Genomic DNA, 13,726 nt, shown 5'->3' with positions numbered 1-13,726 from the left:
CACGACCCGTATGTCCGTCATGCCGCCGTCGGCGCGGACGCGCGCGCCGACGGCGGGCGGACGTCAACTCGTGGCGGGCGCGTCGACCACCGAGAGGGTGCCGTCGAGGTACGCCGCCCGGGACGCGCGGCGCTGGATCTTCCCGCTGGACGTCTTGGGGATGGTGCCGGGGTGGACCAGCACGATGTCGTGCAGCGACAGGCCGTGGGCCTCGCCGATCGCGCTGCGGATCAGGTCGTTGATCTTCTCGGACTCGCCCGCCACCTCCGGGGCCGTCTCGGCGACGATGACGGGCCGCTCGCCCTCAACTCCGCTGTCCACGGAGAACGCTGCGGTGCAGCCCGGCCGCAGCGCCCAGTGGGACATCTCGGCGGACAGCTCCAGGTCCTGCGGGTAGTGGTTGCGCCCGTCGATGACTATCAGGTCCTTGAGGCGGCCGGTGACGAACAGTTCGCCGTCACGCAGGAATCCGAGGTCACCGGTCCGCAGAAAACGGCCCTCCCGGCCCTTCAGAGTGGCCCGGAAGGTCTCGCGGGTGGCGAGGGTATTGCGCCAGTAGCCCTTGGCGACGCTCGCGCCGCCGACCCAGATTTCGCCGGCCTCGCCCTCGGGCAGTTCCTCCTGCCGCTCGGGGTCGGCGATCACCACGGTCATGCCGGGGCCGGGGCGGCCGGAGCTGACCGCCGCCGCGTCCGCCGCGCCGGCGTGCGGCCCGGTCGCAGCGGCTTCGATCAGGGTGGGCGGGGCCTCCACCGAGCTGCCGGTGACCATCAGGGTGGCCTCGGCCAGGCCGTAGCACGGGTACAGGGCCTCGCGGCGGAAGCCGGCCGTACCGAAGGTCTCGCTGAACCGCCGCAGGGTGGCTGCCCGCACCGGTTCGGCGCCGTTGAAGGCAACCTTCCACCGGCTCAGGTCGAGGCCGTCGATGAGGTCGGGCGCAGCGTGCTTCAGGCACAGCTCGTACGCGAAGTTGGGGCCGCCGCTGGTGTGCGGGCGGTAGCGGCTGAGGGCGGTCAGCCAGCGCCCGGGCTGCTGCAGGAAGTGCAGGGGCGAGAAGAGCGTGGCAGTGGCGCCGAGATAGACCGTGTTCAGGACCGGGCCGATGAGGCCCATGTCGTGGTACACGGGCAGCCAGCTGACGAACAGTTCGTGGTCGTACTCCGCGATCATGTCCGGGGAGTGGCCCATCCGCTCGGTGATGACCCGCTCGTTGTCCAGCAGGTTCCCGTGCGTCACCATCACACCGCGCGGGGCGGAGGTGGACCCGGAGGTGTACTGGAGGAAGGCGACCGAGTCGGCGGTGAGATCGGGCTCGCGCCAGGAGCCGGCCGCCTCGTCGGGAATGTCCTCAGTGGCGACGCAGGTGATCTCGGCCAGTTCGGGCAGGTGTTCCGCCATGGCGCCCAGGGCGGCGATCACCTCACGGCCGCCCAGGATCACCTTGGCGTCCGCGTCGGCGATCACGCGCTTCATCCGCGTCAGGGCGCGGTGGTTCTGCGACCGCCCCTGCGGGGGCACGCCGGGCACGGCGACGACTCCGGCCGAGAGACAGCCCAGGTAGCCGCAGATGAACTCGAGGCCGGGCGGGTACAGCAGCATGGCGCGGGAACCGGCCAGGCCGCGCTCCTGCAGCCAGGCGGCGATGGCGCGGGACCGGCCGGCCAGACGCCCGTACGAGATGTTCTGGATCTCTCCGCCGCAGTCCCCCGTGACGAGATAGCGGTAGGCGGTCCGGTCGGGCTGTTGCGAGGCATGCGCGGTCAGTAAGTCGACCAGGGAACGAGCCATGTAACGAGTCTCACCTGTCCGGATAGGTGGGCGAGGAAGCCGGAGTCCGGGGCCGCGTCGTACGTATGCGCAGAAGTCGTCGCCGACCTGGCCCCCTTGCCAGGTCGTCCGTCTCGACCGCCCGCACGAGGAGTTGCGGCGATGCGTCCACCGACTCCTCGTGCCCCCCGTTCGGCTACTACCGATGAGTAGCACCATAGCAAGTCCCCTCGGCCGGGCAGGTCGAGCGCATGTAAACCCTGGGTGTCCAACGGAGTTGGATTCCTCGGGAGCGAGGGGCTGCAGGGCCCGGATCGTCGCATCACGAGCCGGTTCAGCCAACGGGATACGAACGCGCCACGCACCACAGCCGTTCCGGCCGATATCCCCCGCCCCGAGCAGGTCACTGTCAATCCGGTTGTGCACAAACAGTGCTGACAGGACGTCAAGGATTGTCGGATATCGGATAGAGAGACACCCCAGTCGGACAAGAGCTGGTCAAAAAGTTGTGAGGTAATTGTCAGCGCTCGGTCGATTCCGCTCGTTCGGTGGCACGCTCAGTCGCGGTCAACCCCCCACAGGACAAGCGATGGAGATCGCATGACCCCCCACAAGAACACCCGGCGCGCCGCTGCCCTCGTGGCCGCTGCCGCCATGCTCGTCGTCGGCGTGGAGACCGGTTCGGCAACCGCCGTCCCCGACCGCGCCGACAGCCCCACCCCGGCGCCGCGTGCTTCCGAGCGCGCCGCAGTCATCAAGGCGGCCCAGGCGCAGTCCGTCACGGCCGCCGGACAACTGGGGCTCGGCTCCGAGGAGAAGCTGGTCGTCCGTGACGTCGTCAAGGACGCCGACGGCACCGTACACACCCGCTACGAGCGCACCTACGCCGGGCTGCCGGTCCTCGGCGGCGACCTCGTCACCCACACCGCCAAGAACGGCAAGCTCAAGAGTGTGGACAAGGCGAACGACGCCCGAATACAGGTGGCGACCACCAACACGGCGCGACGGGCCGTCGCCGGTGCCCGCAAGGTGATCTGGGCCGGCAAGGGCAAGCCTGTCCTCGCCTTCGAGACCGTCAAGTCCGGTGTCCAGAAGGACGGCACTCCCAGCAGACTGCACGTCATCACCGACGCCGCCACCGGTAAGAAGCTCCACCAGTACGAGGCCATCGAGACCGGCACCGGCACCAGCCAGTACAGCGGTGAGGTCCCCCTCACCACCACCAAGGGCGGATCCGGTTTCGAGCTCACCGACGGCGAGCGCGGTGGCCACAAGACGTACGACCTGGCCCAGGGCCAGAGCGGCACCGGCGAGCTCCTGTCGGACGACGACGACAAGTGGGGCGACGGCAGCAACTCCGACCGGCAGACCGCCGCCGTCGACGCCCACTACGGGGCCGCCGTGACCTGGGACTTCTACAAGGCGGAGCTGGGGCGCAACGGGATCGCGGGCGACGGCAAAGCCGCCTACTCCCGGGTCCACTACGGCAACGCGTACGTCAACGCCTTCTGGGACGACAGCTGCTTCTGCATGACCTACGGCGACGGAGAGGGCAACAAGAGGCCCCTCACCGAGATCGACGTGGCGGGCCACGAGATGAGCCACGGTCTGACCTCGCACACCGCCAACCTGGAGTACAGCGGTGAGTCCGGTGGACTCAACGAGGCGACCAGCGACATCTTCGGCACCTCGGTCGAGTTCTTCGCCGACAACAAGGAAGACGTCGGCGACTATCTCATCGGCGAAAAGATCGACATTCGCGGAGACGGCACCCCGCTGCGCTACATGGACAAGCCGAGCAAGGACGGCAAATCGCTGGACGCCTGGAAGGAGGGCGCCGGCGACGCCGATGTCCACCACTCCTCGGGCATCGCCAACCACTTCTTCTATCTGCTGGCCGAGGGCAGCGGCAAGAAGACGATCAACGGTGTCGCGTACGACTCCCCCACCTCGGACGGCTCGACCGTCGCCGGGATCGGCCGGGAGAAGGCCTACAAGATCTGGTACAAGGCCCTCACCGCGTACATGACTTCGACGACCGACTACAAGGCCGCCCGTGAGGCGACCGTGAAGGCGGCGAACGACCTGTACGGAGCTGACGGGACCGAGGCGAAGACCGTCGCCGCCGCCTGGGCAGCGGTCAACGTCAAGTAACCGCGCCCTTGTGTCGAGTGCCCCGGAGAGCCGTCGGCTTCTCCGGGGCACTTCGCCGAGCCGGGCGGATGTCCCGAGCGGTCGGGACCCGCGAGGGCCGCTCGGGCGCACACAGGAGCCGTCCGCGGCCGGCTCGACGACATGGCACTCCATCGCACCGGGATGCCTGCGCTCACTGACGGACGAACCGCCAGGGAGCGTTGCGACGTGAACGGTGCCTGCGGGCGGACATATCGATAGCCCATGGGGAGACAGCGGCCTGTGCCGCAAGGCGTCTTCGGCAGAATGCTGGTCATGCCTTCTTTGGTCGCTCCCGCGATGTCCGTTGGTCATCTTGCCGAATCCGACCAGCCCACTTTGCCGGTCGGAGATGATGTGCTGCTGCGTCCTTGGCTGCTCACAGATGCTGCTGCCGTGAGGGAGGCGTTCCAGGATCCGGCAATCCAACGCTGGCATGTGCGGAGGGCTGATTCCCTGGATGAGGCGCGGGAGTGGATCGAAGGGTGGCGGAGCGGTTGGCGGGAGGAGACGGGCGCTCACTGGGCGGTGGTCGACGCCGAAAGTGACACGCTTCTGGGCCGGGTCGCTCTGAAGTCACTGGTCCTGACGGATGGCAAGGCTGAACTCGCCTACTGGATGGTGCCGTCAGCACGCGGTGGTGGACTGTGCCCCCGCGCGGTCATGGTGCTGACTCGCTGGGCGCTGGGGAAGGGCGGGTTCCACCGAATCGAACTTGAGCATTCGACCGCCAATCGGCCGTCTTGCCGCGTCGCGATCAAGGCCGGGTTCGAGGAGGAGGGCATCCGTCGCAGGGCCTGGCTGCATGCGGACGGCTGGCACGACGTGCACCTTCACGCGCGTATCCGGCAGGACTCCTGAGCGCGCTGCGTGCGTCAGTCTCGTCGGCCGGGGCCACCTTCCCTCAGTAGGCGCCTGGGACGGTCGCGGTCGGCGGCTCCCGCGCAGTGCGTGTTCGCGATCGCGCCCATTCAGGAGCTCCTGGAATTCTTCTGAAGCGCGACAGATGACGCCGACGGTTAGCATGCGGAACGGGGCCCGAAATTGCGACAGGGGGATCTCAGCCTTCGAGGATCTCAGCCTCGACCTGTAGGGAGGTTCCGCGGTGCGTCGACCCAGGACAGTTACCCTCGTGTGCCTGCTACTTCTTTTGGGTGCTTCGCTGGCGGGCTGCGTAGCCAGTGAGGCCGAGAGCGCGCCGAAGGCATGTCCGTCCGGCCAGATCGCTCAAGGCGACACGTGCATTCCGGCCGGCACTTCCGCGTTCACCAGGAAGCAGGTCGCAGACGCCCTGAAGAAGTACAAGCTCAACGCAGTCATGGCAGGGGTATGGGTCGACGGAAAGAGAGTTACGACCGTCGCTTCAGGAGAATCGATGACGGGCGTCCCCGTTTCGACGGACATGCATTTCCGGATCGGATCGGTTGCGATTCCCTATTTGACGACCGAAATCCTCAAGCTCGTCGACGAGGGCAAGGTCAAGCTCGACGACAAGATTTCCCGGTGGCGCCCCGACCTTCCGCACGCGGACGAGATCACACTGAAGATGCTGGCCTCTACCACCTCTGGATACTCGGACTACGTCCAGGATCGTACGTTCTTGGCCGAACTCTACAAGAATCCGTTCCGCGAGTGGACGGCGGGAGAACGGGTGAAGATCGCCGTCTCCAAGCCCCTCGTGAAACCCCCGGGAACGGGTTTTGTGTACTCGCACGCCAATTGGGTGATCCTGGGTGACATCATCTCGAAGGTGGAGAAGAAGCCCCTGGCGGAAGTGATGCGGAATGACATCCTGAAGCCGCTCGGCCTGACTCAGACCGACAACCCGTCCACGGCCGAGATCCCGCCCCCGGTGCTCCATGCCTTCGACAACGAACGGCGCGTATTCGAGGACTCCACCTACTGGAATCCGTCATGGACACTGGCACCCGGAGCGATCATGACGGGAACACTGGAGGATCTGGGGAAGTCCGTGACGGCGCTGGGCGAAGGGAAGTTGCTGACGCCCGAGTCGCACAAGGAACAGATCACACCCGTCTCCAAGGTTTCGTCGAATACCTCCTATGCCCTTGGCTTGGCCGTGCAGAACACCTGGCTCCTGCAGAATCCGTCGTTCGCCGGCTACCAGGCAACGGTCGCCTATCTGCCGTCCAAGAAGATCACGATCGCGACGGTCGGGACACAGGGGATCGGTAACAACGCCAGCGAGAATTTCAGTACGGCGCTCTTGGTTTCGATCGCCAACCATGTGGCCCCGGACATGCCGCTGAGCGGCGACTGAGCAGGACTCACCCGGGCGGCCCCCTCCGGGGCGTGAAACATGGCGGCCCCGCGGGGCAGCGCCGCAGAGGAGACGACGAAACCGAGCACGTGAAGCTCCGGGTGCAGGCTTCGGTGCGGGCCGGCTCGGGCGGGCAGGTCGCCACCGCGACCGGCGTCGCCCGATCCTGGCGGGGCGGCTCCAGAGCACGACGGCGGTCCGGGCGGTCCTTGGCGATGACGGTACGAGCCCGACGAGCGCCGACAGGCTGTCCCCGTCCCGGGCGAGATGGGCGAGGGACGCCGGCAGGTGCGTCACGCTGCCGTCGTCACGTCCGCACCTGGATCAGCGCATGGGTCCCCCTCGTACGCCACCGCTGTGCGTGCGCCGCGACGAGCGCGGACTCGGTGCGCTCGTCGAGACCGACGATGACGTCGGACTTCAACGTACGAAATGCAGCCACCGGGCCGGGGAAGTACGCGGTGCGGTCTGCGAAGGGCGTGGTGGGAGACCACAGTTGATCGCCCACGAGGCGCCGGTAGTTCAGGTCACCCTTCATGATGGTCACGGTGGCCTCGGCGAACTCCTGCCGGAGATCGTCCGGCATCTCGGAGTACGGCAGCGGCGCGCAGGAGAAAGGGTGGGCCCGGACCGTGAGCCGACCGCTGCCCATCGCCGACCACAGGCGCTTGCCGACCTCGACCGCAACCCCCTGGGCCCGGGCCAGGCGGCGCAGGCAGTCGACGACGTCGGCGGTCGTGGCATCGGAGACGAAGTAGGGGTACGGCTTGACGTGCAGGACGACCCGCTCGGCGTGGTGGTGCCGGAGGAGGTGGTCGATGAGGATCAGGTCGGGGATGAGTTCCCGTCCGGCGTTGTCCGCGACCAGGCACAGGGTGCCCGCGGCTCCGCCGGGCAGCAGCGACCACAGCAACTCGCTGTCGTCCGCGACCAGATGTGAGTCTGCGGCCTCCGTCGCCGCAGCGCCGGAGGACATGTGGAAGCCGAGGTCCGCGCGGTTGCCCCAGAGCGAGCCGTGGACCAGCGCCCGGTCCTGCTCGTCGGACGGCCGCTGTGCGAGCCGGTCGAGCGCGGCCAGTTCCTCGTCGGCCTCCGAGGTCTGGAGTTCCAGCAGCTTGAACGGGCGGAACGGGTCGATTGCCTGCCAGGGCCCGGCCGCGAAGTACCCGACAGCACCGAGGAGCCGGCGATAGAAGTAGCTCTCGGCCCACAGGAACGGCGCGTCGAACCAGGGCAGGCCGAAGTACTCCCGTCCCCACTCGTCCCACTGCTCCCGGTCGTGCGCTCCCGCGCCGAGCGGTTCGATCACCCCCTCGGTGCCGCTCTTCAGCAGGGCGTCGAGCGCGCGGCGCTGTTCGGGGCCGTAGGGGAAGGCGTCCCGGACCTTCTGGATGAGCGCCGGATGCCGCTCGGCCAGAACCCCCCAGGCGAACGATCCTGGCTCATTGCTCAGGATCACGGGGGCGTCGGCTGCTTCCGGCATGGTTCTGTGCTCCTCCGGTCCGGTGATCGAGGCAACTACAGCGAGGCACCTACAGACTGAGCCTTCGCAACCTGGCGGGCGGGCCGGGCGCGTTGGGTGGTCATCCCGTACAGCATGAACGACGAAGCGCCTGACAGACGGGTCACGGCCAAGATTCACCGTCTGAACCAGGAGCTTCGCGAGCTTGGCCACCCGTCGGCTGTCGATCTGTCCCGCACGAGCCTGCGCCACGTCATGGATCGAGCCGTCGGCGGACGAGCACGTCACCCTGGTCGGTTTCGAGTCACGGCTCCCGGACCGGCGCGGATGCTGCTCCGCGAGGGAGAGTGCCGGTGGCGTCAGAGGTTCCGACAGCGGACAAGAAGTCCGGGAAGAACGACGCCCGCCCGTCCCCGTAAGGAGCCGGCCGCGCCGGTGCCCATCCGGCGGGCGTCTTCGGGGTCTGCGTCAGCCGCAGCGCGGTATGTACGACACGATCCCGGCGCCCCTGCCGCAGGCCCGCAGGTGATGGCCGCGGGGCCGGCGGGTTCCCCGGCAGACACCTTGATCACGTGGTGCCCACGCTCCACGCCCACGAGCGGCGTCCGGCAGGTCGTGCGAGCCGTCCGCCGGTTTCGGCCCGTCCCTCGAAGGCTCTGCGGTGTTAAATGAAAATGTGATTCATCCATGCAACCCGTGCCGAGCGCCTTGGTGCGGTCACTGACCGGGAAGCACCCACGAAGCGTCGCCGGACAGGTGTTCATACTCCAGGCGGCGGTTGTGGTGCTGCTCGCTGCCGGTGCCGTACTGGCGCTGGTGCTCCAGTCGCGCCACGACGTCGATCGTGAGGCCCGCGCCGTATCGGTGGGGGTCGCCCAGACATTCGCCCACTCAATCGGGCTCCCCGCGGTGCTGAGGACCCCGGACCCGTCCAAGATCCTCCAGCCGCTCACGGAAGAGACGCGCAAGGCCGCGGGCGTCGACTTCATCGTGGTGATGAACACTGACGGAATCCGCTACACGCACCCCCAGCCCGAACGTATCGGCAAGCGATTCGTGGGCACGATCGCACCCTCCCTGGCCGGCCGGGTGCATACCGAGAGCGTGCGAGGGCCTCTCGGCCAGGAGATCCAGGCCGTGGTCCCGGTGACCTCCGCCAACGGCCGGGTCATTGCGCTGGTGTCGGCCGGTCTCACGGTGGAGAACGTGACCGGCGTGGTCGACCGGCAGCTTCCGGTCATCCTCGGCGTCAGCGCGGCCGGCCTGGGCGTGGCCACCGTCGGCACGGCACTGATCACCAGACGGCTGCAGCGGCAGACCCACGGGCTCGGGCCCCTCGAGATGACCCGGATGTACGAACACCACGACGCGGTCCTGCACGCCGTCCGCGAGGGCGTACTGATCACCGATGGGGACGGTCGGCTGGTGCTCGCGAACGACGAGGCCAGACGGCTGCTCGCACTGCCGGCCGACGCGGAGGGACGCGATATCGAACGCCTGCCCGCACTCGACCAGCGCGTGGCCGGCCTCCTGCTGTCCGGCCGGGTGGCCACGGACGAGGTCCTCGCGGCCGGGGACCGGCTGCTGGTGGTCAACCAGCGGCCGACGATGCCCCGCGGCCAGCCCGAGGGGGCCGTGGTCACCATCCGCGACTCCACCGAGATGCGCATCCTCACCAGCCGGGCGGAAGCAGCTCGCCGACGGCTGAAACTGCTGTACGACGCCGGTATCGGCATCGGCACCAGTCTCGACGTGACGCGGACGGCCGAGGAGCTGGCGGATGTCGCCGTACCCCGGTTCGCGGACTTCGTGACCGTCGATCTGGCGGACCCTGTACTCCACGGCGACGAACCGACCGGCACGAGCTCCGACGTGCGCCGTACGGCGGTCAGCGGCATTCGCGACGACGAACCTCTCTATCCGCGCGGCAAAATGATCAACTTCAAACCGTCCACGCCACACGCGCGGGGCCTCAGCAGCGGCCAGGCCGAACTGGTACCGGACCTGGCCGACGCGCCGGGCTGGTACGCGCAGGATCCGCCACGGGCGCAGAGCATCATCGACTACGGCATCCACTCCCTCATCACAGCCCCCCTCAAATCGCGGGGCGTCGTACTCGGAATCGTCACCTTCTGGCGCTCGCAGAAGCCGGAGCCCTTCGACGACGAAGATCTGTCCCTGGCCGAGGAGCTGGTCGCCCGGGCCGCGGTCAGCATCGACAACGCCCGCCGGTACACCCGTGAGCACGCCATGGCCGTGACGCTCCAGCGCAGCCTGCTGCCGCGCGCCCTGCCCGACCAGAGCGCCGTGGAGGTGGCGCACTACTACCAGCCCGCGCAGGCCGGGGTGGGCGGCGACTGGTTCGACGTCATCCCGCTGCCGGGCTGCCGCGTCGCGCTCGTCGTCGGCGACGTGGTCGGGCACGGACTGCACGCCGCGGCCACCATGGGCCGGCTGCGGACGGCGGTGCACAACTTCTCGTCACTCGACCTGCCGCCCGACGAGCTGCTCGCCCGGCTCGACGACCTCGTCCAGCGCATCGATCATGACGGGGATGCGGGCGACGGCGGCGTACTGGGCGCCACCTGCCTGTACGCGGTCTACGACCCGGTGTCCCAGCGCTGCATCGTGGCACGGGCGGGACACATGCCGCCGCTGGTAGTCAGCCCCGACGGCACGGTGGACATCATGGAGCTGCCGGCCGGACCGCCGCTGGGGCTGGGCGGGATGCCGTTCGAGACGGCGGAGCTGAGCCTGAGCGAGGGCAGCCAGCTCGTGCTCTACACGGACGGACTGGTCGAGGACCCCACCCGTGACATCGGCGACGGACTGGAACTGCTGCGCACAGCCCTGAGCCATCCCGACCGGCACCCGCAGGAGAGCTGCCAGGCGGTTCTCGACGCACTCCTGCCGGCTCGTCCTCGCGACGATGTGGCTCTGCTCATCGCACGGACCCGAACCCTCGGCGACGGTGACGTCGTCGATTGGGCTGTGGCGTTCGAGCCGAGCGCGGTGGGCGCCATGCGAGCCGTCGTCGTGGAGAAGCTGGAGGAATGGGGCCTGTCCGATCTCGCATTCGGCACGGAGCTGATGCTCAGCGAGTTGATCACCAATGCGATCCGACACGGCTCCGCCCCGGTCCGCGTACGGCTGCTGCGCGATCGCACGCTGACCTGTGAGGTGTCCGACGGGAGCAGCACCTCACCCCATCTCCGCTATGCCGCCACCACGGACGAGGGCGGGCGTGGGCTCTTCCTGGTGGCGCAGCTCAGCCAGCGGTGGGGTACCCGGTACACCCCCGAGGGCAAGGTCATCTGGGCCGAGCAGCCGCTGTCGGGCTCCTCGGAGGGCTCGGTGAATCAGTTCCCGGACTTCCTCGACATCGACGCGATCTGACGGCCTCGGGGGCGAGCGTCACGTCCGCAGGGTGCGGGCCAGGAGCACCGCCACGTCGTCCTGCGCAGGACGGGGCAGCAGCCGCCCCAGGACACTGTCACAGAGCTCCTCCAGCGGCTGGTCTAGGTTCCGCAGCGCCTGCGCGAGCTGGTCCATGCCCTGGTCGAGGTCCCTGTCCCGGGCTTCGATGAGACCGTCGGTGTACAGGACCAGCAGGCTGCCCGGGGGCAGTGGCACCTGTTCGGTGGGGTAGTCCTGCCCTCCCGTGCCCAGGGGGGTGCCCAGTGGACCGTCGAGGAACGTGATCGCCCCGCCGGGCGTGGCCACGGCCGGCGGAAGGTGGCCGGCCCTGCCGATCACGCATCCACCGGATGCCGGGTCGTGCACGGCGTAGACGCAGGTCGCCATTTCGTCCTCCCCCAGGTCGGAGACGACAGCGTCGAGGGAGCGGAGCATCTGCGCGGGCGGAACGTCGTGCCGGGCGAGCGTACGCACCGCTGTGCGCAGTTGCCCCATGACGGCCGCCGCGTGGATCCCGTGGCCCATGACGTCCCCGATGACGAGTCCGGTCCGGCCCCCGGGCAGGGTGATGACGTCGAACCAGTCGCCGCCGACGTCGTGGTCGCTGGCAGGGAGGTAACGCCCGGTGAGTTCGAGGCCGGTGACATCGGGCAGCGCGTTGTTCGTCAGGCTGCGCTGCAGGGTGAGGGCCGCCTCCCGCTGGGTGGTGTACATGCGTGCGTTGTCGATGTTGAGCGCCGCTCGCGCGACCACTTCGTCGACGAGGACGCAGTCCTGCTCGTCGAACGACTCGCGGCTGCGGAGCCGCGTCACCGTGACCGCTCCGAGCACCTTGCCGCGCGCGACCAGGGGGACCAGTCGCGCCGATCCCAGACTGGCGAGGTAGTTACGCAGGCTCTCGGCGCGGGGGTCCCTGATCAGCGCCGGGACGTCGGACCGGTACAGGTTCATCGGCCGGCCGTCGGCGATGACCCGCTCGTACACCGTGCCGGGCGGGATCTGCATGGTCTGGCCGGCCGCCAGTTTCGCGGTGGGGGCGGTCGGGTCGGGGAAGGCGACCGCCAGCCGGCGGAGCACGCCCCGGGTGGCCGCGGCCGCCGCCGCGCCCTCGTCGGGGGCAAGGACCGCTTCCAGCAGCTGTACGTCGGCCGAGTCGGCGAGCTGTGGCACCAGCACCTGCACCATTTCCTCGGCGGTCTGCCGCAGGTCCAGGGTGGTGCCGATGCGGGCGCCCGCCTCCGCGAGCAGGGCGAAGCGCCGACGGGCCCGGTCGGCCTCGATGAGCGCCCGCTGCCCTTCAGTGATGTCGATGAGGGAGGCGATCAGACCCAGCCGCCGGCCGGCGCCGTCGAGCAGCGGGGCGTAGGAGCAGGACCAGGTCCGGTCGTGATCGGGATCGGCCGGGGTCCGGCCGGTGCGGCGCGCGTCGACGACCGGCGCACCGCGGTCCAGGACCTGCTGCATCATCGCCTCCAAGGCCGTGGCGTTGACACCGGGGACCACCTCCGTGAGCCGCTTGCCCAGGTGCTCGGTCGCCAGGACGCCGTTCATCCGGGCCAAGGCGTCGTTGACCCGGATGAACCGCAGGTCCGGACCGAGGGTGGCCAGGCCGATGGGTGACTGGGTGAAGAGACTCTGCAGAGCCGCCAGTGAGTCCCGCATGCGCAGGACCTCCGAGGTCTCCACGGCGATCAGCATGGAGCCCGGACGGCCCTGCGGGTCGACGGCGGGGACGATCCACATCTCCATCGTCACCTGGTGTCCGTCGCGATGCCGCACGGGCAGGGTCCCGACCACGGTCTCGCCGGCCTGGACCCGCCGCGTGAGCTGCTCGGCCAGTTCCCGGTTGGCCTCGGGGACCAGTACGGGTGAGGCAGGGCGGCCCAGGAGGTCTTCGGGTCGGTGACCGAGCAGGTCCTGGGCGGCGAGCGACCACTCCAGAACACGCCCTTCCGCGTCCTCCCTCCACAGCGCGATCGGAAGCAGTTCGCGGAGCACACCCGCGTGCCCGACAGCCGCCACGGGCTGGTCCGGCACCTCGCTCATCGACTGGTGAGTGTCCAATGCATCGGCCTAACCCCGGGGGGCGCATTTCCTTCCGAATTACCCTATCCGAGAGGTCGACGCGGGGCGCTGCGCGCCTACGGGCGGCGCGCAGCGGATACTCCGGGCGATCCTGACCTTCCACGGCGCCCCGGGGCGCCGTGGAAGACCTCGAGGTCAGAGGGACAGGGCAGCGCAGCGGGTGCGTCAGTCGGCGAATCCGCCCCCTGGAGCGCCCGGCCGCAAGTCCCTGCACCCTCTTCAGCGCGTCGTTCTCGCGTGGCGCGGCGTGGTGGCGGCGGCGGCGGGCCAGTCGTTACGTGATGCCGACCACCATGGACTCGGGGCCGGCCGGGGGTGCAGGCCCAGCCCCGCGGCCAGGGCGGCGGCGTCCTGCGGGCCACGGCGCGACAGCTCCGCGAACACTGCCGGCTCCACCGCGCTCAGCACTGCTTTCGCTACGCTGAACCCGAAGGCCGGCTGCACGAGGCAGTCGGGTGCCGGCGGCGGGGCGGTCGGCTCAGTCGCTTCACTGATCACGGGTGGATGTCCTCCAGGCGTGGGAACAGCGTGATTCGCAGCGA

At 69.1% G+C, this 13,726-nt stretch carries 7 protein-coding genes; 4 read left to right on the top strand and 3 right to left on the bottom strand.

Going from position 1 to position 13,726, the window contains the following annotated elements; genetic code table 11:
- Positions 1-63 precede the first annotated feature (63 nt).
- Complete coding sequence (locus OG883_RS14095) at positions 64-1,788, bottom strand: fatty acyl-AMP ligase (protein WP_266539907.1); 1,725 nt, start codon at positions 1,786-1,788, stop codon at positions 64-66.
- A gap of 579 nt (positions 1,789-2,367) precedes the next feature.
- On the opposite strand from OG883_RS14095, the gene OG883_RS14090 reads away from it, so the two are divergent.
- From OG883_RS14090 to OG883_RS14080, 3 genes are all read left to right on the top strand, one after another.
- Entirely contained in the window at positions 2,368-3,921 is a 1,554-nt protein-coding gene (locus OG883_RS14090; protein WP_266539905.1) for a M4 family metallopeptidase, read from the top strand.
- Positions 3,922-4,215: 294 nt separating this feature from the next.
- Complete coding sequence (locus OG883_RS14085) at positions 4,216-4,800, top strand: GNAT family N-acetyltransferase (RefSeq protein WP_266539903.1); 585 nt, start codon at positions 4,216-4,218, stop codon at positions 4,798-4,800.
- Between the two features lie 271 nt (positions 4,801-5,071).
- A complete protein-coding gene (locus OG883_RS14080) occupies positions 5,072-6,220 on the top strand; it encodes a serine hydrolase (RefSeq protein WP_266539901.1) in 1,149 nt (382 codons plus the stop codon).
- Positions 6,221-6,527: 307 nt separating this feature from the next.
- Here OG883_RS14080 and OG883_RS14075 read toward each other — a convergent pair whose 3' ends face one another.
- Complete coding sequence (locus OG883_RS14075; RefSeq protein WP_266539899.1) at positions 6,528-7,703, bottom strand: damage-control phosphatase ARMT1 family protein; 1,176 nt, start codon at positions 7,701-7,703, stop codon at positions 6,528-6,530.
- 666 nt (positions 7,704-8,369) lie between these two features.
- Between OG883_RS14075 and OG883_RS14070 the strand changes: the two genes are divergently transcribed.
- Positions 8,370-11,078 carry a SpoIIE family protein phosphatase/ATP-binding protein gene (locus OG883_RS14070; protein WP_266539897.1) on the top strand — a complete coding sequence of 903 codons (2,709 nt, stop codon included), beginning with the start codon at positions 8,370-8,372 and terminating at the stop codon, positions 11,076-11,078.
- A gap of 18 nt (positions 11,079-11,096) precedes the next feature.
- On the opposite strand, the gene OG883_RS14065 is transcribed toward OG883_RS14070, so the two are convergent.
- Positions 11,097-13,145 (bottom strand): SpoIIE family protein phosphatase, encoded by a 2,049-nt coding sequence (locus tag OG883_RS14065; protein WP_266539895.1) that lies wholly within the window; start codon positions 13,143-13,145, stop codon positions 11,097-11,099.
- Positions 13,146-13,726 lie beyond the last annotated feature (581 nt).

Source organism: Streptomyces sp. NBC_01142 (assembly GCF_026341125.1).
Lineage (GTDB): Bacteria > Actinomycetota > Actinomycetes > Streptomycetales > Streptomycetaceae > Streptomyces.
Note: the sequence above shows the minus strand (reverse complement) of the source record. Positions and strands in the feature narration are given on the sequence as shown.

What these genes read in the sequence shown, in the direction of transcription:
- OG883_RS14090 (WP_266539905.1), top strand. Translation starts at nt 2,368, where the DNA reads ATGACCCCCCACAAGAACACCCGGCGCGCCGCTGCCCTCGTGGCCGCT.
- OG883_RS14085 (WP_266539903.1), top strand. Translation starts at nt 4,216, where the DNA reads ATGCCTTCTTTGGTCGCTCCCGCGATGTCCGTTGGTCATCTTGCCGAA.
- OG883_RS14075 (WP_266539899.1), bottom strand. Translation starts at nt 7,703, where the DNA reads ATGCCGGAAGCAGCCGACGCCCCCGTGATCCTGAGCAATGAGCCAGGA.
- OG883_RS14070 (WP_266539897.1), top strand. Translation starts at nt 8,370, where the DNA reads ATGCAACCCGTGCCGAGCGCCTTGGTGCGGTCACTGACCGGGAAGCAC.
- OG883_RS14095 (WP_266539907.1), bottom strand. Translation starts at nt 1,788, where the DNA reads ATGGCTCGTTCCCTGGTCGACTTACTGACCGCGCATGCCTCGCAACAG.
- OG883_RS14065 (WP_266539895.1), bottom strand. Translation starts at nt 13,145, where the DNA reads ATGAGCGAGGTGCCGGACCAGCCCGTGGCGGCTGTCGGGCACGCGGGT.